General features: G+C 68.3%; 17 protein-coding genes and 1 tRNA gene. 6 read left to right on the top strand and 12 right to left on the bottom strand.

Going from position 1 to position 25,430, the window contains the following annotated elements; genetic code table 11:
• Window positions 1-5 precede the first annotated feature (5 nt).
• Genes OU998_RS08715 through OU998_RS08735 form a run of 5 tightly spaced genes read right to left on the bottom strand, consistent with a single transcriptional unit; the run spans window position 6 to window position 11,251 of the window.
• On the bottom strand, window positions 6-2,339 hold the full coding sequence (locus OU998_RS08715) for a GH92 family glycosyl hydrolase (RefSeq protein WP_267512972.1): 2,334 nt from the start codon (window positions 2,337-2,339) through the stop codon (window positions 6-8).
• A complete protein-coding gene (locus OU998_RS08720) occupies window positions 2,336-3,763 on the bottom strand; it encodes a glycoside hydrolase family 125 protein (protein ID WP_267512974.1) in 1,428 nt (475 codons plus the stop codon). Before OU998_RS08720 ends, OU998_RS08715 begins: the two co-directional genes overlap by 4 nt.
• Window positions 3,760-6,351: a glycoside hydrolase family 3 C-terminal domain-containing protein gene (locus OU998_RS08725; protein ID WP_267512976.1), complete on the bottom strand. Its 2,592-nt coding sequence runs from the start codon at window positions 6,349-6,351 to the stop codon at window positions 3,760-3,762. Before OU998_RS08725 ends, OU998_RS08720 begins: the two co-directional genes overlap by 4 nt.
• Entirely contained in the window at window positions 6,348-8,954 is a 2,607-nt protein-coding gene (locus tag OU998_RS08730; protein ID WP_267512978.1) for a beta-mannosidase, read from the bottom strand. The genes OU998_RS08725 and OU998_RS08730 overlap by 4 nt, the downstream gene beginning before the upstream one ends.
• Window positions 8,951-11,251 carry a beta-N-acetylhexosaminidase gene (locus tag OU998_RS08735; RefSeq protein WP_267512980.1) on the bottom strand — a complete coding sequence of 767 codons (2,301 nt, stop codon included), beginning with the start codon at window positions 11,249-11,251 and terminating at the stop codon, window positions 8,951-8,953. The genes OU998_RS08730 and OU998_RS08735 overlap by 4 nt, the downstream gene beginning before the upstream one ends.
• 194 nt (window positions 11,252-11,445) lie before the next feature.
• Here OU998_RS08735 and OU998_RS08740 point away from each other — a divergent pair, with 194 nt between their 5' ends.
• From OU998_RS08740 to OU998_RS08750, 3 genes are read left to right on the top strand one after another with little or no spacing between them, the layout of a single operon-like run.
• Window positions 11,446-12,183 carry a GntR family transcriptional regulator gene (locus tag OU998_RS08740; protein WP_267512981.1) on the top strand — a complete coding sequence of 246 codons (738 nt, stop codon included), beginning with the start codon at window positions 11,446-11,448 and terminating at the stop codon, window positions 12,181-12,183.
• Between the two features lie 50 nt (window positions 12,184-12,233).
• Window positions 12,234-13,991 carry a glycoside hydrolase family 2 TIM barrel-domain containing protein gene (locus OU998_RS08745; protein ID WP_267512984.1) on the top strand — a complete coding sequence of 586 codons (1,758 nt, stop codon included), beginning with the start codon at window positions 12,234-12,236 and terminating at the stop codon, window positions 13,989-13,991.
• Complete coding sequence (locus tag OU998_RS08750) at window positions 13,945-15,114, top strand: DUF4982 domain-containing protein (protein ID WP_267512986.1); 1,170 nt, start codon at window positions 13,945-13,947, stop codon at window positions 15,112-15,114. Before OU998_RS08745 ends, OU998_RS08750 begins: the two co-directional genes overlap by 47 nt.
• Before the next feature lie 49 nt (window positions 15,115-15,163).
• Here the strand turns inward: OU998_RS08750 and nagE are convergent, their stop codons facing one another.
• From nagE to OU998_RS08785, 7 genes are all read right to left on the bottom strand, one after another.
• Window positions 15,164-16,867 (bottom strand): N-acetylglucosamine-specific PTS transporter subunit IIBC, encoded by a 1,704-nt coding sequence (nagE, locus tag OU998_RS08755; RefSeq protein ID WP_267512987.1) that lies wholly within the window; start codon window positions 16,865-16,867, stop codon window positions 15,164-15,166.
• A complete protein-coding gene (gene ptsP, locus OU998_RS08760; protein ID WP_267512988.1) occupies window positions 16,864-19,380 on the bottom strand; it encodes a phosphoenolpyruvate--protein phosphotransferase in 2,517 nt (838 codons plus the stop codon). The genes nagE and ptsP overlap by 4 nt, the downstream gene beginning before the upstream one ends.
• A 29-nt stretch (window positions 19,381-19,409) precedes the next feature.
• Window positions 19,410-20,552 carry an N-acetylglucosamine-6-phosphate deacetylase gene (nagA, locus tag OU998_RS08765; protein WP_267512989.1) on the bottom strand — a complete coding sequence of 381 codons (1,143 nt, stop codon included), beginning with the start codon at window positions 20,550-20,552 and terminating at the stop codon, window positions 19,410-19,412.
• Complete coding sequence (locus tag OU998_RS08770) at window positions 20,549-21,574, bottom strand: SIS domain-containing protein (RefSeq protein WP_267516751.1); 1,026 nt, start codon at window positions 21,572-21,574, stop codon at window positions 20,549-20,551. Before OU998_RS08770 ends, nagA begins: the two co-directional genes overlap by 4 nt.
• A 76-nt stretch (window positions 21,575-21,650) precedes the next feature.
• On the bottom strand, window positions 21,651-22,394 hold the full coding sequence (locus tag OU998_RS08775; RefSeq protein ID WP_267512990.1) for a copper homeostasis protein CutC: 744 nt from the start codon (window positions 22,392-22,394) through the stop codon (window positions 21,651-21,653).
• A complete protein-coding gene (locus OU998_RS08780; protein WP_267512991.1) occupies window positions 22,394-23,383 on the bottom strand; it encodes a N(4)-(beta-N-acetylglucosaminyl)-L-asparaginase in 990 nt (329 codons plus the stop codon). Before OU998_RS08780 ends, OU998_RS08775 begins: the two co-directional genes overlap by 1 nt.
• Window positions 23,384-23,578: 195 nt before the next feature.
• Complete coding sequence (locus tag OU998_RS08785) at window positions 23,579-24,106, bottom strand: chemotaxis protein CheD (RefSeq protein WP_267512992.1); 528 nt, start codon at window positions 24,104-24,106, stop codon at window positions 23,579-23,581.
• Window positions 24,107-24,317: 211 nt separating this feature from the next.
• Between OU998_RS08785 and OU998_RS08790 the strand changes: the two genes are divergently transcribed.
• From OU998_RS08790 to OU998_RS08800, 3 genes are all read left to right on the top strand, one after another.
• The gene (locus OU998_RS08790; RefSeq protein ID WP_267512993.1) at window positions 24,318-24,833 is read left to right on the top strand and encodes a Dps family protein; all 516 of its coding nucleotides are present in this window, start codon (window positions 24,318-24,320) and stop codon (window positions 24,831-24,833) included.
• A gap of 87 nt (window positions 24,834-24,920) precedes the next feature.
• Window positions 24,921-25,283 carry a hypothetical protein gene (locus OU998_RS08795; RefSeq protein ID WP_267512994.1) on the top strand — a complete coding sequence of 121 codons (363 nt, stop codon included), beginning with the start codon at window positions 24,921-24,923 and terminating at the stop codon, window positions 25,281-25,283.
• Between the two features lie 58 nt (window positions 25,284-25,341).
• Window positions 25,342-25,426, top strand: a tRNA-Leu gene (locus OU998_RS08800).
• The last annotated feature ends 4 nt before the right edge of the window (window positions 25,427-25,430 follow it).

Raw genomic sequence — 25,430 nt, forward strand, 5'->3', positions numbered from 1 at the left:
CCGGATCAGGCAGGTGTGCGGCCGTTGGAGGGAGGACGATCGGCCAGGGTGCGGCCAAAGGCGGGGTTCGGCGTGGCGGCCATGGTGAAATGCAGCGTGCCGCCCCGGGCCAGTTCAGCGTGGGAAATCCAGCTCTTGGTCCAAGGCCGGCCATTCCAGGCGACGGCGGCGACATAGGGGGTGTCCGGCCGGTTGCCCGGCGCATCGATGATCAGGGTGCGCCCCTCGCCGAGGCGCAGCTCGGCCCGCTCGAACAACGGCGACCCGAAGACATAGGCGGCCTCGACCGGATCCACAGGATAGAAGCCCAGGGCGGAGAAGATGAACCATGCGCTCATCTGGCCGCAGTCGTCATTGCCGATGATGCCGTCAGGATCGTTCTTGTACATCTCGGTGCACAACCGGCGAACCATGGCCTGAGTCTTCCACGGCGCGCCGACATAGGCATACAGATAGGCGGCATGCTGATCGGGCTCATTGCCATGAGCATACTGGCCGACCAGGCCGGAGATGTCGGGCGGAGCATTGTCAGGAAGAGTGGACGGGGCGTTGAACAGGGCGTCGAGCTTGGCCTCATAGCGAGCGTCGCCCCCCATATGGTCGATCATGCCGTACAGGTCGTGCTGGTTCAGGAAGGTGGCCTGCCAGCCGTTCGCCTCGGTATAGTCGCGCCACCACGGCTTGGGCATATGGCCGAGCTGGATCGGATCATAGGGCGCCCACCAGCTTCCGTTCTCGAAGCGTGGGCGGGCGAAGCCGATGTCGCCGTCGATGACGTTGCGCCAGTTGCCCGACCGTTTGGCCAGCCGCTCTGCGTCGTCCGCCTGGCCCGCCGCCAGGGCGAGGCGGGAGGCCGCCCAGTCGTCATAGGCGTATTCCTGGGTGCGGCTGACGCTTTCGAACACCTTGTCGGCCGGCACATAGCCCAGGCGGTCGTAGGGCTCGCGGCCCAGACTGTTGTCCTTGTCCGGGGCGGAGAAATCAAAACTGCGCTTGGCGATGGCGGGCCAGGCGGCGGCGTAGTCGGCAGGTATCCCCTTGGCCAGAGCTTCGGCCAGCACCGGGACGGCGTGCCAGCCGATCATCGTGCCGGTTTCCTTGCCCTGCAGCGGCCAGACAGGCGGTCCGTAAGGCGACTGAACCGTCTGGCGGATCAGGTCGTCGACGAACTGTTTCGTTCGAGCCGGCGCGATCAGCGTCAGCAGCGGGTGCAGGGCGCGGTAGGTGTCCCACAGGGAATAGGTGCTGAACGCGGCCTGGCCGGAGGCCGCAGCGTGCATCTGTCCGTCCAGTCCGACGTAACGCCCATCGACGTCCGAAAACAGGGTCGGCGCTAGTTGGGCGTGATAGAGGGCGGTCGTCAGGATGACCCGTTGATCCTCCGTGCCGCCCCGCACCTTCACGGTGTCCAGATGCTCATGCCAAAGGTTTGCGGCCTTGCGGCGGACCTGATCGAAGTCCCATGCCTGGGCCTGGGCCTGGGCCTCGGCTGCCAGGTTCGCGCGAGCTCCGGCCGCATCGACGGCGGACAGGCCGCAGCGCACCAGCAGCGGCGCGGAATCGGCGTCGTCAAAATGGAGCACGGCTTTCAGCCGCTTGCCCGCCACGCCGTCGCTGCCGGCCGGCTGGGGGGCGTCGTCGTCGCCGTAGAAGTCGATCCGATCCGGCGCGCGTGAGAATTGCATCGCAAAGAAGATGCGTCGGCCCTTGGCCCAACGGAACACGCGTCGCGTTCCCGTAAGCGTCCCGTCGGCCTCCATATTCAGCAAGGCCTCGTCGATCAGCGGTCGGGTGTCGGACGAGTCGAGCACGAGGTGCGACAGGTCCAGCAGAAGATGGCCCTGACCCGCAGGAAAGCGATAGCGGTGCCAGCCGACCCGATGGGTGGCGGTCAGCTCGGCTTCGACGCCGGACTCCAGCAAGACGCGATAATAGCCGGGTTCGGCCTGTTCGCCGCTGAAGTGCTGACGATAGCCCGATGCGGGATCATCCTCGGCGCCCGGCAGCAGTTTGACCGGGCCGACGCGCGGGGTAACCAGGACGTCGAGCATGTCGCCGATACCGGTCCCCGACAGGTGGGTGTGCGAGAAGCCCAGGATGGTCTTGTCGTCGCGATGGTAGCCGGAACAGGTCTCCCAGCGTTCGACGCCGGTGTCAGGGCTGAGCTGGACCATGCCGAAGGGCAGGGTGGCGCCAGGATAGGTGTGGCCGGTCCCGCCGGTGCCGATGAACAGGTTGGCGACAGAACGCGAGCGGCGGTCGCCGGCTGCGGCCGGTAGGGCGGCCAAGGCGAGGCCTGCGCCCGTGGTGGCGAGGAGTTGGCGGCGCGAGGGGGTCATAGCGACTCCGACAACAGCTGGGGGTGGGCGTCGGCGAGGTGGACGATCAGTTCGCCGAACAGGCCGTTGGCCCAGGCGAACCAGGACCGTGTGAACCGGGTCGGATCGTCCTGGTCGAAGGCCTCGTGCATGAAGCCGGTGGCGGCGTCGGTGTCGCGCAACTGGCGCAGACAGGCCCGGATCACGGCGGGATCGTCGGACGACAGGGCGCGGATGATCAGGGACATGGGCCAGACCTGGCCCTGGCCGACATGGGGGCCGCCTATGCCCTCGGCCGCGCGGCCCTTGAAGAACCAGGGATTGTCGGGGCTCCAGGCCGCATCGCGGGTGCGGCGCCACAGAGGGTCGGCGGGACTGACGCAGCCCAGATAGGCGAGGCTGGACAGGGAGGGGGCGTTGGCGTCGTCCATGAAGACGGCGTTGCCGAAGCCGTCGACCTCATAGGCCCAGACCTCGCGCCCGTCGCGTAGGCGCATGGTCCCCCATTGGCGCAGGGCGGCCTCGACCTCGTCGGCCAGGGCCGTTGCCTGGGCGGCCAGGACGGGATCGGGACGGGCCTCGACGGCCAGAACGGCCAGCTCGCGCAGGCTGGTCACGGCGAACAGGTTGGCGGGGATCAGGAAGGGATAGAGGCAGGCGTCGTCCGATGGGCGGAAGGCGGAATGGATCAGCCCGACCGGCCGGGTCGGATTGCCATGGCCCCACAGCAGGGTCTCGGTCGGCTGGTTGGCCTTGCGCCGGAAACGATAGGGTCCGGGACCGTCCTTGCGCTGCTGTTCGCGCAGGGTCCGCACAGACGCCGCCGCCGCCGCCGCCCAGGTGGCGTCGAACGGGCGCGGGTCGCGGGTCTGGCGCCAATAGCCGTAGGCGAGACGGATCGGATAGCAGAGGGAATCGATCTCCCATTTCCGCTCGGCCACGCCGGGCTTCATCTCCGTCTCGTCGGACAGGGCCCATTCAAGATTGGAGGCGGCCGACGGGTCTTCCATGAAGGCGTTGGCGTAGGGGTCGATCAGGATCGAGCGGGCCTGGCGGGCGATCAGGCCCCGGAAGACGTCGGCCAAGGCGGGGTCGCGGTTCGCCAGATGCAGATAGGGCTTCAGCTGCGCCGCCGAGTCCCGCAGCCACAGGCAGGGGATGTCGCCGGTGATGACGAAGGCGTCGGGCGCGCCGTCCACCTGGGACATCCGCACGGTGGTGTCGAGGGTGTTCGGATAGCAGTTGGCGAACATCCACCGCAGTTTCGGATCGGCGATCCGGGCCGAGACGCGCTGGATTTCCGCCTCGACGGCGACGCTGGTGAAGCGGCGATCCGACACGGCGGGGCGGCGGCTGATCAAGGGGGCGGCGGGGGCGGCAGCGAGCGCCGGAGCGGCGGCGAAGGCGGCGCCCGTGGCGAGAAGGGTGCGTCGGGTCGGGATCATTTCGGCAACTCCACAGCCTGGCCGGTGACGACGAACTGGGCCCAGACGCCGTCGGCGTCGCCCGGCTGACCGCCGCCCAGCCACAGACGATAGGCGCCCGGCAGGACGCGGCGCGTACCCGTGCGGTCCACGCTGCTCATGGCGCGCGGGTCGATGGTCAGTCTGACCTCGCGGGTCTGGCCCGGCGCGGTGGACACCCGTGCGAAACCGGCGAGCTGACGTTGCAAGACCGGGTCGGTCAGATTGCCTTCGCGCCCGGCGTCCGGCGGCAGCAGATAGGCCTGAACCACCTCCTCGCCCGGCCGCGCGCCGATGTTGCGGACAGAGACGGCGACCTCGACCGGCTGGCCCGCAGCGATGGTGGCGGGCAGGCGGGGCGGCTGATAGGCGAAGCGGGTGTAGCTGAGGCCGTGACCGAAGGACCAGGCGGGCGTGCCCGTGAAGTAGCGGTAGGTCCGCTCCTTCATGCCGTAGTCGGTGAAGGCCGGCAGGTCGGCGCTGGAGGCGTAGACGGTCACCGGCAGGCGGCCGGACGGATTGACGTCGCCGCTGAGCACGGCCGCCAGGGCGGTCCCGCCTTCGACACCGGGGTACCAGAGTTGCAGCACCGCCTCGGGCTTGAGGTCGCCCAGGGAAACGGCGCTGCCCGAGGCGATGACCACGACCAGGGGCTTGCCGGTGGCGGCGAGCGCCTTCAGCAGGTCTATCTGGGGTTCGGGCAGGATCACCTCAGAGCGGTCGCCGCCGACGAAGCCGGGGGCCGAGACGCGCAGGGCCTCGCCTTCCAGATCGGGCGACAGGCCGACCACGGCGACCACGACGTCGGCCGCCGCCGCTGCCGCCACGGCCTCGGCGCGTTGAACCTCGGCGGGGGCGATCCAGCGCAGCCGGATCCCTTCGTCGCCGCCGTTGTGATCCAGCTCCAGCCGGATTTCAGAAGGTCGGTCGCCGTTGACTTCGACCTCAAGGCCGGAGCCGCCGATGATGCTGTCGATCTGTTTGACGCCATTGACCCAGAGCCGCACCGCGTCATGCGCCGGGCAGGCGTGCCAGCAGGCGGGGCCGTCGATCATCAGGCGATAACGGCCGGGCGCGGGGGGCGTGAACAGGCCGGTCCAGCGCGCCTTGAACGGCGCGGTCTTGGTCAGGTTCAGGTCGATGCGGCGGTCGTGGCCGCTGCGGATCACGCGGCCGTCCGCGTCGCGGACCTCGACCTCCAGCCCCGGTCGGCCGCCGCTGCTCAGCGCCGTCTCAGGCACGACCACCGGGGTGTTTTCGGCGAGAGGACCGCCCTGGGCGTAAGAGATCCGCGCCGCGCCGAAGCGCGCCCGCAGACCCTCCAGCGGCGTGACCGGATCAATGGCCGCGCCGTGGTAATTGCCCTCGAGCACATTGAGATCGTCGGCGTTGGCGCCGATGACCGCGATCTTCTGGTTCTTCAGGGGCAGAAGGTCCGTGCTGTTTTCCAGCAGGACGATCGACTTCTCGGCGGCTTCGCGCGCCAGGGCGCGGTGTTCGGTCGTGCCCACGGCGGTCGCGGGGATCGAGTCCCAGGGCGAACGGCCATCGACGACAGCGCCCAGGGCGCGTCGGGCGGCCAGCGCGCGATCCAGGGCGGCGTCCACCAGGGCTTCATCGACCAGGCCCGCGCGCACGGCGGCGGGCAGGGCGCGATAGGCGCCGCCGCAGTTGATGTCGGTTCCGCCCTTCAGAGCGGCGGCGGCGGCGTGGGCCGCGTCGGGCTGGCTGTGATGGAACAGATAGATGTTGGCCACGGCGTCGCAGTCCGACACCGTTACGCCGGTAAAGCCCCAGTCGCCGCGCAGGCGGTCGATCATCAGGGCCGAGGAGGCGCAGACCGGCGTGCCGTGGATGGCGTTGTAGGCGCACATCAGGGACTGGGCCTTGCCGTCCACCACCGAGGCGCGGAAGGCGGGCAGATAGGTGGCCTCGAGGTCATGCGGCGAGACATTGACCGAGAAACTGTCGCGACCCGCCTCCGGTCCTGAGTGAACCGCCAGATGTTTGGGCGCTGCGATGACCTTGGGATGGTCCGGGTCCGGGCCTTGGAGGCCCTGGACGAAGGCGACGCCGAGGCGGCCGGTCAGATAGGGGTCTTCGCCATAGGTTTCCTGGCCCCGGCCCCAGCGCGGATCGCGGAAGATGTTGATGTTGGGGGACCAGATTGTCAGGCCCTCGAACAGGTCGCGGGCGGCGTTGGTCGGGCGGGCGTTCCACTTGGCGCGGGCCTCGGTCGAGGTGACGTCGCCGACGCGCTGCACCAGATCGACGTCCCAGGTCGCGGCCAGGCCGATGGCCTGGGGGAAAACCGTCGCCTGGCCGTTGCGGGCCAGGCCGTGCAGGCCCTCGTTCCACCAGTCATAGGCGGGCAGCCCCAGCAGGGGCTCGGCCGGAGCGGCGTTCATAAGCTGGGCCGCCTTGCGCTCCAGGGTCAGGCCTTCGCCCGAGGCTGCCTGAGCGGGGGCGTCCGAGGGGGCGCAGGCGGCGCAGTTGACCGATTGGGCCGCTGCGGGGGCGGCGAGGCCGGCCGCCATCGCCAAGGCCAGAATCGCGGTGCTGTGTTTCATGGTCGGGCCAGGGTGCGAAGGGTGAGGGCCTGGCGCAGAGCCTGCGGATCTGCGGCGCTGTCCACCGTCACCGTCACGCTCTCGCCGGGCAGAAGATCGAAGCCATTGTCGGACGGGGTCGCCGCGACGACGCCGAAGTCGATCATGACGGCTCGTGCCAGATTGGCGGCGGTCACGGTCAGGCGGTCGCCGTCCCAGCGGGTCGATAGACCGGGGTCGGGATAGGCCATGTCCTTGGGCTCGGCCCGTTCGATGACGGCGCGGCTGACGCGGCGTCCGTCCAGGCTCAGTTCGGCGACGGCGTAGCTGCTCGAGGCCGGGGCGGCGCCGAACAGCTCGGCATCGTCAATATTGACGACATCGACGGCGGACAGCGGATCCAGGGTCACAGCGCCGCCGCGCTCGGCCAGAACCCGGCCGTCCATGCTCAGGGGGCGCAGCGTCCAGCGGCCCGCGACCGGGGTCGTGGCGTCGGACACCAGGGCGATCCGGGTCTGTTCGGCGCGGCGCTCGGCGACGATGGCCTGGGGCGCGAAGAAGCGGCGGGCGGCATGGTGCAGCAGCTTGGGCCGGCCGTACCAGTCGATGCTGGACCAGGAGATGGCCGGCCAGGTGTCGTTCAGCTGCCAGTACAGCGAGCCCATGGTCACGGGACGGCAGGCGCGATGGTGCAGGGCCGCCGTTCGGATGGCGTCGGCCTGCATCACCTGGCTGAGATAGACCAGGTCGGCGAAGTCGCGCGGCGTGCGGTGATGCTGGGCCAGATAGAAGAGGATGCGGGCGTTGCCTTCACCCGAGAGGAATTTCTGGTGGGCCTTCATCACCGGACTGTCGGCGGTCAGGTCCGTCGTCCCGGCGAAGGCGGCGATGGTGGCCAGGCCTGGCATGGCCTGGAAGCCGTACTCCGACATGAAGCGCGGGCAGCTGTCGGTATAGCGTTCGATGGGCTTTGAGCCCGACCAGACGTCCCAGAAGTGGCGGTCGCCGTCGCGGTCGGTGTCGGTGGGGGTCTCGTAGTCGGTCGAGGGCGAGCCCGGCCAATAGGGGACGTCGGCGTCGCCGCGCGTCACCGCCTCACGCAGCACCCGGTCGAACAGAACCGCCATATGGGTTCCGATCCGTTCCTGCTCGTCGGGGCCGACGGCCTGTTTGAAGGCCTTGCGGTCGGACCAGTTCTCCCAGCCGGACAGGACTTCGTTGTTGCCGGCCCAGATCACCAGCGACGGGTGGGCTTGCAGGCGTTCGACCTGTTCCGTCGCCTCGACCGCCACATTGTCGCGGAAGTCGGCGCCGGGGGGCGTGACGGCGCCGCCGAACATGAAGTCCTGCCAGACCATCAGACCCAGTTCGTCGGCGACCTCGTAGAAGGCCTCGTCGGGATAATAGCCGCCGCCCCAGACGCGGATCATGTTCATATTGGCGTCGGCCGCCATGCGCAGCACGTGCGCCTGGTCCTCGCGGCTCACGCGGGCGGGGAAGTTGTCGAACGGGATCAGATTGGCGCCCTTCATGAAGATGGGCACGCCGTTGATCTTGAGCCCGAAGCCGCCGTCCTCGCGCATCAGTTCGACAGTGCGAAGGCCGGTTCGCTTCGACGCGCGGTCGCTGTCGCGGCCGTCTTCGACGATTGTCGCTGTGACGGTGTAGAGCGGCTGGTCGCCATAGCCGATGGGCTGCCAGCGACGCGGGGCCGAGATACTCACCGGGACCGAAAGCCGGTTGGCGCCGGGGGCCAGGCCGGCGGGGCGGGTCTGGGTCTGGGTCCGACCGTCGGGGCCGGTCAGATCGACACGGACCAGCACCGAGGTCGCGGTGTCCGCCGTGATGTCGAGGCGGGCGTTGATCCGCGCCTCGGCGTCGGTCACGGCCTCCTGGTCTATCGTCAGGGTGTCGATCCGGGCGTCGTCCCAGGCGTCCAGCGACACCGGCCGCCACAGGCCGATGTTGACGATGCGAGGGCCCCAGTCCCAGCCGTAGTGATATTTGGGCTTGCGGATATAGGGGGAGGTCTGGCGCCCCTTGGGCTCGTCGCCGAAGGCGCTGTCATACTCGCCGGGCAGGGGATGAGCCTCGGCCAGGACCATGGGCTGAAGCGTGTCGATGGGCGAGGCGAAGGTCACGGTGATCGTATTGGCCCCCAGCTTCAGCAGGGGCTTGGCGTCGGCCCGCCAGCGCCGATGGGCGTTGTCCGCCGTCATCAGGACCGCGCCGTTGACGCGAACCGTGGCGAAGGTGTCGAGCCCGTCGAACACCAGATCGAGATGGCCGCGCGCCATCATCTCGGGTGTGACCTCAAGCGTGCGTCGGTATTCCCAATCGGTCAGTCCGGCCCACTGGATGTCCGCCTCGTTCAGCCCGACGAAGGGGTCGGTGACGAGACCGGCGGCGATCAGGTCCTGCTGCACGCTGCCGGGCGTCCGAGCCGGCAGCCAGCGGGCGGCGCGGGGGTGGGCGCCGACGGCCTCGAGGTCGGCCGGATCGATCCTGAACGACCAGCCGCTGTCGAGCGGAGTCGTCTGGCGTTCGCCGGCGAAGGCGGGGGCCGTGATGGCCCAGGACAGGGCGATGCCTAGTGCGAGTGCGCTGACGCGATTCGATTTCACTGGGCCGCCTCCAGGGTGACGCCGCCGACGGCGTAGAAATAGTCGCCGATGGGGGAGGTGAAGGTCATGCACAGGTCGCTGTCGATCAGACCGGCGGGCAGGGGCCCGGCGAAACGCATCTGCACCGGCGCGGCGGCGGGATCGGGCAGGGGGAAGGTTCCGACCGGCGTTCCTTCGCATCCGCCGGCACGAACGATCAGTTCGCCGAACTGGGTTGCGGCGAAATAGTGTTTCATCCGCTTGAAATCATTGGCGATGCCGAAGTTGTAGGGCAGGCGCGCCACCTCGATGTCAAAGCCCTTGGCGACCGAGAGCGGAGCGTTCCGCCAGTTCATGCAGTCGTCGAAGATATTGGCGTTATAGGCCGGGGCCACCGCGCCGGAATCCGGATCCAGCGGCAGGCGCAGTTCGATCCCGCCCATACAGGCGGACAGGGCGTTGACGTCGGCCGTGAGCAGGGCGGACGTGCGGGTTTCATAGGTTCGCGGCGCGGCCAAGGCCTGGTCGCCGGCGCCGAACGACGTCGCGCGGATGGTCACGCCCAGGGGCGTAGTCAGGGGCTGGGCGTAGGCCGCCGAGGTCGGCGAGGGTTCGGAGCCGTCCAGGGTGTAGTGGATCACGCCCTGTCCGGTCTGGCTGGCCAGGGCCACGGTCGCCTGGCCGGTGCGGACGGCGTCGGAGCGGGCGCCTTGAAGCGTGTAGCCGACGGCGAAGGCGCTGTCGGCGGCGGGCACGCCGGCCCGTTTCCAGCGGGCCATCTGGGGCTCCAGCCGGTCGAGGAAGCCGGGGAAGTCGCGGGTCGGGGCGCCCGACCAGATATTGTCGGCGAAGGCGGCCAGGCGCGGGAAGGTGGCGTGCCACACCAGGGCCGGGGTCGAGAGATATTCCGACCAGGCGTTCATCTGGGCGCCCAGCACATGGTGGCGATCGGCGGGCGCGATGGCCTGGGGCATGGGGTCGTAGCCATAGACCCGTTCCAGGCTCATGGCCGGATTGGCCGGCCGCATCGGCGGCTCGCCCGGCAGCCAGGACTGGATATTGTCGAGATACAGGATGGGCGCGGGCGACAGGACGACGTCATGCCCCTCGGCCGAGGCTTCGATCGCGCCCTTCTCGCCCTGCCAGGACATGACGGCGGCGGACTGCGGCAGGCCGCCGCCCTCGAGGATTTCGTCCCAGCCGATCAGCACCCGGTCATGGGCCCGTAGATAGGCGTCGAACTCGCGGATCAGCGCGGATTGAAGAGCGTTCTCGGTGGCGATGCCTTGCTCGCGCATCAGGGCCTGGACGCGGGGCGAGCGTTTCCACTGGTCCTTGATCGCTTCGTCTCCGCCCAGATGGATGTACTGGCCGGGGAAGATGTCCATGATCTCGTCCAGCACCGCCTTGACGAAGGCGATCCCTTCCGGGCCGGGGTCGAGCAGATAGGGATTGACGCCCCAGTCGCCCGAGACCGGCGGACGGTCGCCGAAGACGCCCAGCTCGGGATAGGAGGCGACGATGGCCTGGGCGTGACCCGGCAGGTCGATTTCGGGGACGATGGTGACGCCCCGCGCGGCGGCGTAGGCGACCAGATCGCGCATCTCGTCCTGAGTATAGAAGCCGCCATAGCGTTTGGGCGGTTCGTTTCCGGCCGACGGCGTGGTGCGCCAGGCGCCGATCCGCGTCAGCTCAGGGTAGCGCTTGATCTCGATGCGCCAGCCCTGGTCGTCGGACAGGTGCAGGTGGAGGACGTTCAGCTTCAGCGCCGCCATCTGGTCGATGGAGGTCTTCAGCGCCGAGACCGGTTGGTAGTGGCGCGCCACGTCGGCCATATAGCCGCGCCAGCGGTAGGCGGGACGATCCTCGATGATCATGGCCGGGACGGCGACGGACTGGCCGAAGGCGGTGTCGGGCGACAGCAGTTGAGCCAGGGTCATGGCGCCGTACAGCAGGCCCGAATCCGTCGAGGCGGTGATCCGCACTCCGGCGTCCGACACCTCGAGCCGATAGGCGCCCTCGCCGACGACGCCGGCGTCGCGTTCAAGACGGACGGCGCCATTGGTCGCTGTGCGAAGCTCAAGCCCCCGCGTCGTTCGAACCTGATTGATCAGCAGTCGCGCCACGGCGGTCGCGCCCGCGTCCGAAGCGACGACGCCGGCGCCGTTCGTGATGGAGACGCCGCCCGCCGTCCGTGTGACCGAGGCGGGCATGGGAATCAGCGGCAGGGGAGAGGCGGTCTCGGCAGTGGCCGAGGCTGACGATGCCTGAAGAAGGGCTCCCGCCCAAACCGCAGCAATCATGGCTTTCTGCATCATCCCACCCTCTTTGGTCCGATTTTGGTACTGTCGCACGATGGCGCCCTCTCAACGGGGCGTCCAGCCCTATCCGGTGTGACGAATCGTCGTTTTCCAGTCGCTATGCCGCTTAATGGTATTGTGAATTCCCTATTCGCCATGCGAGGACGAACATGGATCGGTTCTGAACCGGTGGCAGGAAGATCGAGAGAGGCATGTCGTTTTCGGAACGGATCGGCGCACTATCGCCGAGCAATGTGGCGCCACTTTACATCCAATTGCGCCAGCTGATCCGCGACGCGATCACTGCCGGAACCCTGGCGGAGGGCGACGCCTTGCCGGCGGAGCGGGATCTGGCGACCGAATACGACGTGTCGCGCATCACGGTGCGCCGCGCGATCGGCGATCTGGTGGAAGACGGGCTGCTGAGCCGCCGTCGCGGCGCCGGCACCTTCGTCGCCGGACGGGTCGAAAAGAATTTCTCCAAACTGTCCTCCTTCTCGGAGGACATGGTGGCGCGGGGCCGCGTGCCGAGCAGCCGCTGGGTGGCGCGCGCCTCGGGCACGGTGACGCCGGAAGAAGCCATTGCGTTCGGCGTGTCGCCGGGCGTTCCGGTCCATCGGTTCCAGCGTATCCGGTTTGCGGACGAGACGCCGATGGCGCTGGAGTTCTCGACCATTCTCGGCACGGCCCTGCCGTCGCTGGAGGCCGTGGAGGATTCGCTTTACGCCGCGCTGGAAGCCAACGGGATGCGCCCTGTCCGCGCCCTTCAGCGCCTGAGGGCCGTTCCGTTCGGCGGCGAACATTCGAAGATGCTGGGCGTGTCATTGGGCAGCCCTGGGCTGTTGATCGAACGACGGGCCTTCCTGAGGGACGGGCGGACCGTCGAGCTGACGCGGTCCTATTATCGCGGCGACGCCTATGACTTCGTCGCCGAGCTTTCGGACATCTGAACTCTATTCGCCGGCGCGTTGCGGCGGCCCAGTCTTCGCGTGGAGCCGCCATGATCGTCGATCGCCGCAACCTTTTGATCGGCAGTGCGAGCACGGCGGGGTTGATGATCCCCGGCGTCGCGTCAGCGGAAGCCGCCGGAGTGGGCTCCCTGCCGATGCCTGCGCCACTTCGCGCCTTGCCGGAGCCCCTGCCGGTCGAGGATCCGTCCCGCATCAGTCTGGATCTGGGGTGGCTGTTTCACGAGGGCGACATTGTCCCCCCGCCGCCGGCCGACCATCACGCCACCTATCTGAACGCCAAGGCCGGCAATGCGCGGGGCGCAGCCGCCATGGACTATGACGACAGCGACTGGAGCCGCGTGCGCCTGCCGCACGACTGGGCGGCGTCCCAGCCCTTCGTCGAGACGGCCAACATCTCCCAGGGTTTCCGGCCGCGCGGGATCGGCTGGTATCGGCGGACGATCCGGCTGGACCCGGCCGATCGCGGCAAGACCATACTGCTGCAGTTCGGCGCCATCGCCACCCACGCCACCATCTGGGCCAACGGCAGTATCGTGGCGCACAACTGGTCCGGCTATAACAGTGTCGAGATCGATCTGACGCCGTTCGCCCGGTTCGGCGACGAGCTGAATGTGATCGCCATCCGCGTCGACGCCGACGCCATGGAGGGGTGGTGGTACGAAGGCGCGGGCCTGTATCGCCATGCCTGGCTGACGGTGCGCGCACCGGTCGCCCTGATCACCGACGGCGTCCACTGCGATCCACGTCAGAATGCGGACGGAGGTTGGAGCGTGCCCGTCGAGGCGACGCTGTTCAACGTCGGTCGTACCCCGGGCCAGGTCGAGGTGCAGGCGAGCCTGCTGGACCCTCAGGGCCAGACCTTGGCGACGCGGCGGGTGCCGCTCGAGGTTCCTGCGCTGGAGCGGGCCGTGACGTCGGTGTCGATTCCCGTCGCCGATCCGGCCCTGTGGTCCGTCGATCAGCCGACGCTCTACACGGTCCTGACCCAGGTGCTGGTCGATGGGCGCGTGGTGGATGAGCGGCGTATCGCGGTCGGTTTCCGCACCCTGAGATTCGATGCGGACCAGGGCTTCTTCCTCAACGGCCGGCCGCTGAAGCTGAAGGGCGTCTGTATCCACCAAGATCACGCCGGAGTCGGGGTGGCCATGCCCGACGGGCTGGTGCGCTGGCGGCTGGAGCGGCTCAAGGCGATGGGCTGCAACGCCATTCGCAGCGCCCACAATGCGCCCGCCGTGGAGTTCCTGGACCTTTGCGACCGGATGGGCTTCCTGGTCATGAACGAGAACCGGGTGTTCAACCCGGCGCCGGACTATATGGCGCAGCTGGAGTGGCTGGTCCGGCGTGACCGCAACCATCCCAGCGTGATTCTGTGGTCGGTCTTCAACGAGGAGCCGATGCAGGGCTCCGAAGCCGGGGTCGAGATGGTGCGCCGCATGGCCCATGCGGTGAAGGCGCTGGACGACGCGCGGCCCGTGACGGCGGCGATGAACGGGGCCTTCTTCGAACCGATCAATGTGTCGAGCGTCGTCGATGTGACCGGCTTCAACTACTATCAGGGCGACTACGACCGCTTCCACGCGCTTCATCCGACGCGGCCGATCACCAGTTCGGAGGACACCAGCGCCTTTGAGACACGGGGCGCCTTCGCCAGCGATCCGCGGGCCAATGTCATCACCTCCTATGACACCGAGGCGGCGAGCTGGCTGGGGCGATACGCATCGCAAGACCTGGAAGGCGATCATGGATCGGCCCTTCGTCGCCGGCGGCTTCGTCTGGACCGGGTTTGATTATCATGGCGAGCCCACGCCGCACGTCTGGCCCACCATCGCCAGCTTCTTCGGCATCATGGATCTGTGCGGCTTCCCCAAGACGGCCTTCGATATTCACCGGGCGCACTGGGTCGATGACCAGGACGTGGTTTCGATCACGCCGCACTGGACCTGGCCGGGGCGCGAGGGACAGCCGGTCCCGGTGCTGGTCATGTCGAACGCCGATGAGGTCGAACTGAAGCTGAACGGACGCTCGCTGGGCGTCGTGGCCTGCGACCGGATCATGGGGGCGGAATGGACGGTGCCCTATGAGCCCGGTCGGATCGAGGCGGTCGCCCGGCGCGCCGGGCGGGTCGTCGCCACGGCGGCGCACGAGACGACAGGTGCTCCCGTTCGGCTGCGGCTGACGCCCGCAAGGACCGTGATGGCGGGCGATGGAGAGGATGTTCAGCCGATCACGGTCGATGCGGTGGACGCCGCCGGACGCCATGTGCCGACCGCCAACCTGCCCGTGACCTTTGACGTGGCGGGGGCGGAAATCATCGGTCTGGGCAATGGCGATCCCAACAGCCATGAGCCGGAAAAAGGCGCGGCGCGGTCGCTGTTCAATGGGCTGGCGCAGGTGATCGTTCAGGCGGTGGCGGGGAAGGGACGGATCGTCGTGACGGCCTCCGCGCCTGGACTGCGGCCCGCGCGGCTGGCGGTCGAACGGCTGGATCGGGCGGCGCCCCGGTACGCGCCTATTTTAGTTCCCGCGCAGCCGATCCTGGGCTGGCGGCGGTCGCCGGCCCTGGCCCAGCGTCCAGATCCGAGCCTGGCCCCGACCGACGGCGACAACAACAGCTGGGCCTTCGTGCGCAGCGGCGTGACGACCGGTGCGGAGCCGACGCGGAACTGGCGCGTCTATCGCACGGCGGTGAAGCCCTGGCGCGCCGTCGCCCAGGAGGGCGGGGTGTTGCAGTTCGAAGGTCTGTCTGGCGCGGTCTCGCTGTGGATCGACGGCCAGGCGACGCCCCTGAGGGACGGTGTCGCCGCGTTCGGTCCCGGCGCCGGCGAACGCCGTGTCACGCTGATCATTGAGGCGGCGCCGGGCGAAGCGTCGGGCGTGACCGGGCCGGTCAAGCTGAAGGCCCTTCGCTGAAGATCGACCAGACGGCGGCCCTTGCGGGCGCCGTCTGGCTTGCTGCGATCTAACTCAGCAGATGCACGACGGCGGGCGAGGGGCGGCAGGCGCCGCGCGGGCCGGCCATCGCCAGAGCCTGGTCGTCGATCAGGGCCGGTTCAGCCACGACCACGCGGACGCGTCCATGATGTCGGGTGCTGGACAGGATATTGTCCACGCCGCCCAGAGCCTTCACCAGAGCTGCGGACAGGGTCGGCGCGTCCGGAGCGCTGTCGGAAGGCGCGGCCGAGACGGACGGAACAGCGACCTGATCCGGCGCCGCAGTGACCGGACGCGCCAGGGCGTCGCGGATCTCGACAGCCACGATATCCGCCACGGGGCCCAGCACGACCTGGAGCGCATGGTCCGACGGGCGCACGATCCCGAGCGCGCCCAGGGTCTTCAGGGCCGCCGCATCGACGGCGTCCTGACGCGCCACGATCAGGCGCAGGCGGGTGGCGCAGGCGTCGACCTTGGTGATGTTCACCGCGCCGCCCAGGGCGGAAATGAAGGCCGTGCCGCGATCGGTCAGGGCTGCGTCCTGGGTCGGGGCGGTCGGCTCGTCCTTTTCGCGTCCCGGCGTCGGCAGGTCGAAACGCTCGATGACCAGGCGGAACAGGCCGTAATAGATAGCGAAATAGACTAGGCCGACCGGGATGAGCAGCAGGGGCCGCGTCGCCTTGCCGAAGCTGAGCACATAGTCGAACAGGCCGGCCGAGAACCCAAAGCCAAGCCTCACGTTCAGCAGGTCCATCACCGCCATGGACACGCCGGTCAGCACCGCGTGGATGACGTAGAGGGCCGGCGCCAGGAACATGAAGGTGAACTCGATCGGCTCGGTCACCCCTGTCAGGGCCGAGGTCAGGGCCAGGCTGAACAGCAGGCCGGCGACCGCGCGACGCCGTTCAGGACGGGCGGCGTGATACATGGCGAGACAGGCGGCGGGCAGGCCGAACATCATCACCGGGAAGAAGCCGGTCATATAGCCGCCGGCGGTGGGGTCGCCCGCGAAGAAGCGCCGCAGATCGCCGCTGACGCCCTGATAATCGCCCTGAACGAAGAAGAAGAAGTTGTTCAGGACGTGGTGCAGGCCGGTGACGAGGAAGAGGCGGTTGAACATCCCGTACAGGAACAGGCCAACGCTGCCGCTCTTGGAGATGGAGTCGCTCATCGTCGCAATGCCGGCGCTGATCCCGGCGTTGCCCAGGCCGACAATGGCCGCCAGCGCCAGACCCGCGACGCCCGCCGCGATCGGCACGAACCGGCGGCCGCCGAAGAAGGCCAGATAGGACGGCAGTTTCAAGCCCGAGAAGCGGTTGTAGAAGACGCCGCCGATCAGACCCGACAGGATGCCGATGGGCACGTCCAACTTGGCCATGGCCTTGGCCTTCCAGGCGGCGACGGCTAGATCGGCGCCGGGGCCCGTGAGGCCGGCGGCGGCCTCGGGCGGCACGGCCAGCAGGGCCTTTCCGGACTCGGTCGCGACCAGGAAACAGACTACGCCGCCGAGACAGGCCGCGCCGTCGCCGTCTCGCGCGAACCCGGTCGCCACCCCGATGGCGAACAGCAGGCCCAGGTGGGCGAAGATGGCGTCGCCGGCGGCGGCGAGGAAGGGAATGTCGAGCAGGTCGGCTTGGCCCAGGCGCAGCATCAGCCCCGCGACAGGCAGGACGGCGATGGGCAGCATCAGGGCGCGGCCCAGGGGTTGGAGGGCCTCGAGAAGCGACTTCATGCGGCGAACTTCCGTGCGAGCGCCCGCACCTCGGCGGCGGAGGCGCAATTGAGGGCGGCGGCGGCGTGGGCGCGGCAGGTCACGGCGTCGAGGCCGGAGACCAGGGCCTTGATCGCGGTGACGCGTGCGGGGGCGGCCGACAGCTCGGTCACGCCCAGGCCGATCAGGATGGGAACGGCCAGACTGTCGCTGGCCAGGCCCCCGCAAACCCCGACCGGTGTCTGGTTGCGGGCGGCGCCGCGACAGGTTTCGGCGATCAGGCGCAGCACGGCGGGATGCAGGCCGTCGACGCCCGCCGCGACCGCCGGATTGCCGCGATCCATCGCCAGAGCGTACTGGGTCAGGTCATTAGTGCCGATGGAGAGGAAGTCCGCCTCCTCCGCCAGCAGATCTGCGGTGACGGCCGCAGCCGGCGTTTCCACCATGACGCCCAGGGAGACCTGGGAGGTGATGGAGAGCTCGGCTTTCAGCCGGTCCAGCACGGCGCGCACCTGGCGCAGTTCGTCGAGGCTGGCGATCATCGGCGCCATGATGTGGAGCGGACCGGCGGAGTCGACGGCCAGGATGGCGCGCAACTGGGCCTCGAGAACCTCGGGATGGGCCAGGCCGACGCGTATGCCACGCAGACCCAGGGCCGGGTTTTCCTCGGCCGCGATCGGCAGATAGGGGGCGGGCTTGTCGCCGCCGATATCCAGCAGCCGGACGATAAGCGGGCGCGGCGACAGGGCGTCGGCGATGGCTTGATAGGTGGCGGTCTGTTCCGAGACCGTCGGTTGAGTGTCCCGTTCGAGAAACAGGAACTCGGTGCGCAGCAGGCCGCAGCCTTCCGCCCCAGCCTCGACCGCCGCGCGGGCGTCGTCCACCGAGCCGCAGTTGGCATAGGCCTCGATCCGCACGCCGTCGTGGGTGCGACAGGGGACGTCGCGGGCGTCGCGGGCGGCGGCGATCCGTTGTCGCTCCGCCTCGATCTGCGCGCGCGCCTGGGTCAGGCGGGCGTCATCGGGCGCCGGCTCGACCACGCCCTCGTCCCCGTTGACGATCAGGCAGACGCCGTCGGTCACGCTGTCCAGCACCTGGCCCAGGGCCACGACCATGGGCAGACCCGCCGTCGCCGCCAGTATGGCGGCATGAGAGGTCGGGCCGCCGCCTTCGACGCACAATGCCACCGCGCCGCGACGCGCCAGATCGACGACGTCGGACGGCAGGAGATCGCGGGCCACCACAACGGCGTCAGGGGGCAGGGGTGCGCCGGCGGTCTCGGCTGTGCCAGTCAACTGTTGAAGGACGCGCCGTTCCAGATCGAGCAGGTCGTCCGCGCGTTCCGCCATTCGGGCGTCGCCGCCGGCGCGAAGGACCGCCGCCTGTTCGCGAATCGCCGCGCGCCATCCGGCGCAGGCGCTGCCGCCGGCCTTGATGACCGATACGGCCGCTTCGACCAGCGATGGGTCGGTGAGCATGGAGGCGTGGGCGGTCAGGACCGCCTGTTCATCGGCGTTCGCCCCGATCTTGGCCTGGGCCAGGCGGACGCCGACCGCGTCGAGCGCCGCGTCCAGGGCGGCCTGCTCCGCCGCAGCGTCCGTCGCCGTCTCGGTGAAGATGATTTCCGCCACCTGCAGCCGATGGGCGATCCCGATGACCCGCCCAGGCGCTGCGGCGACCCCGACAAGCCGCCCGTCGTCCGGGATGGTCCGGGGCGGAACGGGGGCGACGACGGACGGGGCCGGATGGAGCGGCTCGCCGCGTTCGCCCATGCCGTCCTCGATCAGGCCGGCGACAAGGGCGACCGCCCGTTCGGCGTCACGACCGGTGGCGGACACGACAATGGTGTCGCCATGACGAACGCCCAGCGCCATCACGGCGATGGGGCTGGTCAAGGCCGCCCGGCGTTCGCCATGGACCAGCGCGACTTCCGCCTCCAGATCCACCGTCGCCTCGCGCAGGCGGGCGGCGGGGCGGGCGTGGATGCCGTGCATCATGGCCACATGGACGCTGACTTGCGCCCGGTCCGGCGACGTAGACTGATCCGGCGAAGCCGCGGCGGCGTCGGTCGAAGTTTCTTCCGACAGGGTCAGGATCGGGGCGCCCGCCGCGACCAGACCCTCGGTCGCGCGCGACGAGATCGAAAACCGCTCGGAACTGGTGATGATCACCGGCGTCACCGCCGCGCTGGCGCTCTGGACGATGTCGTCGAGATCCAGCGTGATCAGAAGATCGTTGCGAACGACCCGGTCGCCGACCGCGACGCTGGCGGTGAAGGCGCGACCGCCCAGGGCGACCGTGTCGATGCCTACGTGGATCAGCACCTCGACACCCTCGTCCGTCAGGATGGCGATGGCGTGTCCGGCCGACTGCAGGCTGGAGACGACGCCATCGCAGGGCGCCAGAACCCGATCGCCGGTGGGGTCGATGGCGACGCCGTCACCCAGGATCCCGCTGGCGAACACGGGGTCTGGAACGGCGGCCATCGGGGTCAACCAACCCTGGATCGGCGCCGTGATGATGATGTTCGCCATGCTGTCTTCCCCCGAAAATCAAGCGCCGGTCAGTGAAGCCGTTGACCGCCGACCCATACGCCCGCCGGCTGGAGGTCTGACGTCAGCCAGACCCAGTCGGCGCGCAGTCCGGGGATCAGCGCGCCTCGCTCTTCAGACAGTCCCAGGAAGGCGGCTGGATTGGTCGAGGCCATGGCGACCGCCTGGGGAACTGTGACGCCCGCCCGGGCGACGATCTCGCGAACCGCGCCGGCCATGTCCAGATCCGAGCCTGCAAGCGTGCCGTCGGCGCTGACGCAACGGCCGTCGCGAACCGTGATCGGCCGGCCTTGCAACATGAAATCCTTGGTCTCGGCGCCGACGCAGGGCATGGCGTCGCTGACCAGCATGAAGCGATCCAGCGGCCGGCTCCTCAAGGCGATCCGCAGGGCGGCGTCATGCACATGATGGCCGTCGGCGATGATCCCGCACCAGACCTTTTGATCGTCCAGGGCGGCGCCCACGAGCCCGGGCGCGCGATGGTGCAGGGGCGTCATGGCGTTATAGAGATGGGTGACGCCGGTCATGCCTGCGGCGAACGCGGCCTTCGTCGTCTCATAGTCGGCGTCGCTGTGGCCGGCGGAGACACGAACTCCGGCTTGCGCCAGGCGCGCTATGTCGGCCGGCTGGACGCGTTCCGGGGCCAGGGTAAGGACCACCTTGCCCCGACGGGGACGCGTCAGAAGGGCGATCAGGTTTTCGTCCAAGCGGCTGAACCGGCTGGCGTCGTGGATGCCTTTGCGGGCGAGACTGATAACCGGGCCTTCGATATGGACGCCGACGACGCCGGGCACGCCGGCCTCGATCGCGGCGTCGATGGCGTCCAGCGCCGCGGCGATGACATTGGGCGTATCGCTGATAATCGTCGGGAGCAGGGCTGTGGCGCCGAAACGTTGGTGCGCTTGGGCGATGGCGACGATGCCTTCCACGGTCGGTTCGTCGTTGAATAGGACGCCGCCGCCGCCGTTGCACTGGGTGTCGATGAAGCCGGGCGTCAGCCAGCCTCCGGCCAGGTCGATGGTCGCGTCAGCCGAAGACGGGGCGGCGTCGAAATCCAGGGCTGTGATGCGGTCGCCATCGACCGTGATCGTCCCCTGAGCATGAACACCGTCCGAGGCGACGATGGAGCCGCCGGTGAAGTGAAGGCGCGTCATACGGTTTCCGTCACCTTGCGCAGATGGGGCGGCGCGTCCGGGTTGAGGCCACGCGACACGGATAGATGGGCGGCCAGCCGATAGAAACTCTGAATCATCAGTATGGGCTCGATAGCCGGGTGGGCGGCGAAGGTCGGAAGCGGCCCAGCGCCGGTTTGAGCGTCAGCCAGCAGGATGTTGGCGTTGCGGGACGCGAACTCGGCGGCGACGGCGCGGACGGAATCGCCCGCCGTGTCGGACCCTGCCATCAGCAGGACGGGGAATCCGTCGCCAACGATAGCCATGGGGCCGTGGCGGACCTCCGCTGCGCTGAAGGCCTCGGCCTGGATGCCGCAGGTCTCCTTGAGCTTCAGCGCCGCCTCCTGGGCGACGCCCAGGCCGAAGCCGCGACCGATGACGAACAGCTGGTCGGCGTTCATCAGGGCGGCGGCGGCGGCGCGCCAGTCCATAGACGCGGCGCGTCGCAGATCATCCGGCAGTCGGGCGACGGCCGCCTGAAGCTCGGCGTTGTCGGACCAGGCGGCCACCAGGGCCGCCACGCCCGCCAGGGAGGCGATGAAGGATTTGGTCGCGGCGACCGCGAGCTCAGGCCCGACGTTCAGGCCCGCCAGCGTATCCGCGCGCTCAGCCAGGGGCGAGGCTTCGTCATTGACCAGGGCCACGACCTGGGCGCCGGCGGCGCGCTGCGCATCGACGGAAGCCAGCAGGTCCGGGCTGCGTCCGCTTTGCGAGATCGCCAGGCACAGGGCGTGGCCGGGGGCGCTGGGGGCGCCGTAGACCGAAGCGATCGACGGGGCCGCCGATGCGACCGGCACGCCGATGAAAGCCTCGATCAGATATTTGGCGAAGGTGGCGGCGTGATCGGAGGATCCTCGTGCGACTGTGACAACCACGGTCGGAGGCGTCGCGCGCAATTGAGCGCCCAGAGCCTGGAAAGCCGCTGCGTTTTTCTGGAGCATTCGCTCCACGGCGTCGGCGGCTTCCAGCGCCTCGCGTTCCATGACGGTCGCCGTCAGCGCCATTTTGACCACGAAAAATTCAACCTCTGATGCCAGATCACTGGAGGTTGATAGGTAATATATTGGTATTGTTCAAGGGCTATTTGTCGCGCCCGTTCAAGGCTTGGCGCAGGGCCGCCACCTGGGCGACGGCGGTCCTGCGGGTCGTCGGCGAGACGAAGCCGAACTCGAGCAGACGGGAATTCTGACCCTCTGCGCCGACAGGTTCGCTGCACGAGGCGTGGAAGGCCGTCAGGCCGCCCGCCAGGAGGGGGGCGACGTTGGTGGCGTTGACCCCGCCGCCGGGCATGACCGTCAGACGACCATCGGCCTGCTTATGCAGAGCGGCAAGGGCGGATACGGCGTCCGGGGCGCGTGGCCGGCCGCCCGAGGTCAGGATGCGGTTGAATCCAAGGGACGCAGCCTCTTCCAGCGCCTGGTGGAGATCGGGGCAGAGGTCAAAGGCGCGATGCAGGGTGACGTCGGCCGCGCTGTTGATCCGGCGGGCGAGGCCGATCCAATCTTCGAGGCGGGCCAGATCCAGTCGGCCGTCCGGGAGGCCGGCGCCGATCACAACGCCGGCGGCGCCCAGATCCAACGCCCGTGCAATATCGTCGGCGATCAGGGCCGCGTCCTGGTCATCGTAGGTAAAGCCGCCTTCGCGGGGCCGGATCAGGACATGGACGGGGCAGGAGCCGAGCACGGCGGCGGCGATGGCCGCTGCAGAGGGTGTGAGCCCGCCGACGGACGTCGCCGCGCACAGTTCCACCCGGTCCGCGCCGCCGGCCGCGGCGGCCTCGATATCGGCCGTGCTTCCGACGCAGACCTCAAGCTGGGGCTTCATCAGCCGGCGAACAGCGAGGGCGCGGTCCGGACCTGGGTCACGCCGGACGTGTCCGTCACCGCATAGACGAAGCCGGGCAGGAGGCAGAAGGCGCCGACCCGCCCGTGTCGGTCCATCGCCAGAAAGCCGACCTGAACCCCCCGGATCGCCTCGCCGCGCAGGCCGGCGATATGGCGCACCACCTCTTCGCAGGCGGCCTGAGGCGAGGCGCCGGCGCGCATCGAGGCCACGACCCGGGCGCTTCCGGCCACGCGGGTGACCTCCTCGCCGACCCCGGTTGCGGTCGCTCCGCCCACGTCCTTCTCGACGTAGAGGCCAGAGCCGACCTGGGGCGAATCGCCGACCCGTCCGCGCATCTTGAAGGCCATGCCTGATGTGGTGCAGGCGCCGGCGAAGCGACCGTCGGGGTCGCGCATCAGAAGCCCGATGGTGTCGTGATCCAGGGCGCCGCCGGGGGTGCGGTACCCGGTCCGCTCGACATTCGCCTGGGGGCTGTAATGCGCCGTCTTCAACCAGTCGCGCCAGGCGGCCTCGGTCTCGGGGGTCAGCAGGTTGGTCTGAGGAAAGCCCTGATCGCGCGCGAACCGGGTTGCGCCCTCGCCGACCAGCAGGGTGTGCGGCGTCTTTTCCATTACCGCGCGCGCCACCGAAATGGCGTGGACCGTATCTTCCAGGGCTGCGACGGCGCCGACGCGGCCCGCATCATCCATAATGACGGCGTCCAGGGTGACATGGCCGTCCCGGTCGGGATAGCCGGAGAAGCCGACGGAATGATTGTTAGGGTCGGCCTCAGGCACCATGGCCCCGGCCTCGACCGCGTCCAGCAGGGAGCCGCCCGCGCGCCGACGGGCGTAGGCCGCGTCATTCGCCGCCGCACCAAAATCCCAGGTCGAGACGATGAGGGCGCCTGTGTCCGTCGACGTCGATGAGCCTGCCGACGCGGTGCGCGCACCTGCGGCGAGGCATCCGACGGTCGCCATCACAGACATGATGGAGCGCCTGCTGATCATAATCGACCTCGTTCTATCCGGTGGAATCGCGACCTTGCCGTCGGTCAAGCTAAGAGGATAGAGGTATCTCGAAGGATATTTATTGGCAATAGATTGGGTCTACCGCGCGTGAGGCGCACGGTAGAATAGTCGATCGACTTGGGAGCCTTGTCCCTCCCAGCAGTTGATATCGACTCAGGCTCTATGCCGAGCGCCCCGGGTGGCGCCTAAAGGCGTCTGGACCGCCTTGCCGGAAAACGGCCAATATTCCAATCGGCAGCCTAGAGCGCAGACGCGTGGAGCGTCTATGATCGTGATGCCTTCCGCGAAGAGAAAGTCCAACGCGAAGTCGCGATTTCGCTCGCCGACATTGTAAAATGACTCAAAGGTGCTTGCTCCACCGAAGACGACCGCCTCCAGCCGCGCCAGTTTGGCGCCCTTGGCGATCAAGGCATCGATCAGACTGGGCATGAGATGATCGCCGTAACGGTAAGGATCACAATGTTGCGGCGGGGGCGTAGGCGACTTGGGGAGGACGAAATGGTTCATCCCGCCGATTCCTCTGTGTGGATCACGAATACAGGCGGCGACGCAGGAGCCCAGGACCGTCGTGATCACGGCGTCGGGATCGTCGCTGATGCAGTATTGCCCCTGCGCGATGGATTTGTGGCGAACGGGGCGGCCTTCGTCGTCCCAGGCGCGACTGCAACTATTGTGTTTCATGACGCCTGGGCCAGATTGACCCGAGGGGTCAAGTCGCAGACGACGATGACAAATATTGGTTTATAGATAGTGTAGTGGACGCGTTTAGATTGCGTGGACAGGGGCGCCCCCCAGGCATGAAGGCGAGGTGCGCGAAAATGGCGGACGACGGGGCTTTCGCCGGAGCGTTGCACTGACTAGCTAAAGGGCGACGAAGCTGAGGAGAAGCATCATGGCCACCGCACGTGAAAAACGTCTTGCGCCGCTAAGAACCCCAACGAGTCTGTCCGAGGATGCGACGCGCGATATTTCGGCTGCCCTGACCACCGTGCTGGCGGACGTCTTCTCGCTCTATATCAAGACCAAGAATTTCCACTGGCACGTGTCGGGTCCGCATTTCCGGGACTATCACCTGCTGCTGGATGAACAGGCGGCCGAGATCCTGGCCATGACCGATCTGATCGCCGAGCGTGCGCGCAAGATCGGGGGGACCACTCTGCGTTCCGTCGGCCAGATCGCCCGTGAATCGCGGGTGCTCGATAACGACGCCGACTATGTGGATCCGCTCGACATGCTGGCCGAGCTGCGGGACGACAACAACGACCTAGTAAGCCGGATGCGCGAGGTCCATGATCTGTGTGACGAGTACAAGGACATCGCCACCGCCAGCCTGTTGGAGAACTGGGTCGATGAGACCGAGAAGCGGGTCTGGTTCCTGTTCGAATCGGGCCGTCGCGGCAACGGCTGACTTGATCGTCTGGCGTGCGGACTTGTCCCTTCTTGCCAAATCTTAACGGACGGTAATAATCCCGCCCGGACAGGCGGGAGGGGTGAGATGCGGATTGCGCTGGTCGGCTGTGGCCTGGCTTTAGGCGTCGTCGTTGCGGCGGCGCCGGTGCGGGCAGGCATGTCGGAGGCCTTTGGCAACACGATCGTGTCCCACTATCCCAACGGCCAATGGGTGAAGCATTTCTTTGAGCCGGACGGTCGGTACACGTCCCAGTTCTCGGACGGTCGACATCTGACGGCGCGCTGGAGCCGGGAGGGCGACAAGATCTGCCTGACGGAGTTTCGTCCGCGTCAGATTCTGCCGCGCTTTTGCAGCCGTATGGTCGAGGCGGATATCGGCCAAAGCTGGCAGGCTCGCGATCCCTTGGGCCGCACGATCCGCAACGAACTGGTGGCCGGGCGTCTTTGAAGCCGATCTGGCTCTTGTCAGGCGCGGCCCGGCCCTCTAGAGCCGACCGCCTGCCCATGCGGATGTGGCGGAACTGGTAGACGCACTGGATTTAGGTTCCAGCGCCGAGAGGCGTGGAGGTTCGAGTCCTCTCATCCGCACCAAGCA

Source organism: Brevundimonas sp. SL130 (assembly GCF_026625805.1).
Taxonomy (GTDB): Bacteria; Pseudomonadota; Alphaproteobacteria; order Caulobacterales; family Caulobacteraceae; genus Brevundimonas.

What these genes read in the sequence shown, in the direction of transcription:
- OU998_RS08715 (WP_267512972.1), bottom strand. Translation starts at nt 2,339, where the DNA reads ATGACCCCCTCGCGCCGCCAACTCCTCGCCACCACGGGCGCAGGCCTC.
- OU998_RS08720 (WP_267512974.1), bottom strand. Translation starts at nt 3,763, where the DNA reads ATGATCCCGACCCGACGCACCCTTCTCGCCACGGGCGCCGCCTTCGCC.
- OU998_RS08725 (WP_267512976.1), bottom strand. Translation starts at nt 6,351, where the DNA reads ATGAAACACAGCACCGCGATTCTGGCCTTGGCGATGGCGGCCGGCCTC.
- OU998_RS08735 (WP_267512980.1), bottom strand. Translation starts at nt 11,251, where the DNA reads ATGATGCAGAAAGCCATGATTGCTGCGGTTTGGGCGGGAGCCCTTCTT.
- OU998_RS08740 (WP_267512981.1), top strand. Translation starts at nt 11,446, where the DNA reads ATGTCGTTTTCGGAACGGATCGGCGCACTATCGCCGAGCAATGTGGCG.
- OU998_RS08745 (WP_267512984.1), top strand. Translation starts at nt 12,234, where the DNA reads ATGATCGTCGATCGCCGCAACCTTTTGATCGGCAGTGCGAGCACGGCG.
- OU998_RS08750 (WP_267512986.1), top strand. Translation starts at nt 13,945, where the DNA reads ATGGATCGGCCCTTCGTCGCCGGCGGCTTCGTCTGGACCGGGTTTGAT.
- nagE (WP_267512987.1), bottom strand. Translation starts at nt 16,867, where the DNA reads ATGAAGTCGCTTCTCGAGGCCCTCCAACCCCTGGGCCGCGCCCTGATG.
- ptsP (WP_267512988.1), bottom strand. Translation starts at nt 19,380, where the DNA reads ATGGCGAACATCATCATCACGGCGCCGATCCAGGGTTGGTTGACCCCG.
- nagA (WP_267512989.1), bottom strand. Translation starts at nt 20,552, where the DNA reads ATGACGCGCCTTCACTTCACCGGCGGCTCCATCGTCGCCTCGGACGGT.
- OU998_RS08770 (WP_267516751.1), bottom strand. Translation starts at nt 21,574, where the DNA reads ATGGCGCTGACGGCGACCGTCATGGAACGCGAGGCGCTGGAAGCCGCC.
- OU998_RS08775 (WP_267512990.1), bottom strand. Translation starts at nt 22,394, where the DNA reads ATGAAGCCCCAGCTTGAGGTCTGCGTCGGAAGCACGGCCGATATCGAG.
- OU998_RS08780 (WP_267512991.1), bottom strand. Translation starts at nt 23,383, where the DNA reads ATGTCTGTGATGGCGACCGTCGGATGCCTCGCCGCAGGTGCGCGCACC.
- OU998_RS08785 (WP_267512992.1), bottom strand. Translation starts at nt 24,106, where the DNA reads ATGAAACACAATAGTTGCAGTCGCGCCTGGGACGACGAAGGCCGCCCC.
- OU998_RS08790 (WP_267512993.1), top strand. Translation starts at nt 24,318, where the DNA reads ATGGCCACCGCACGTGAAAAACGTCTTGCGCCGCTAAGAACCCCAACG.
- OU998_RS08795 (WP_267512994.1), top strand. Translation starts at nt 24,921, where the DNA reads ATGCGGATTGCGCTGGTCGGCTGTGGCCTGGCTTTAGGCGTCGTCGTT.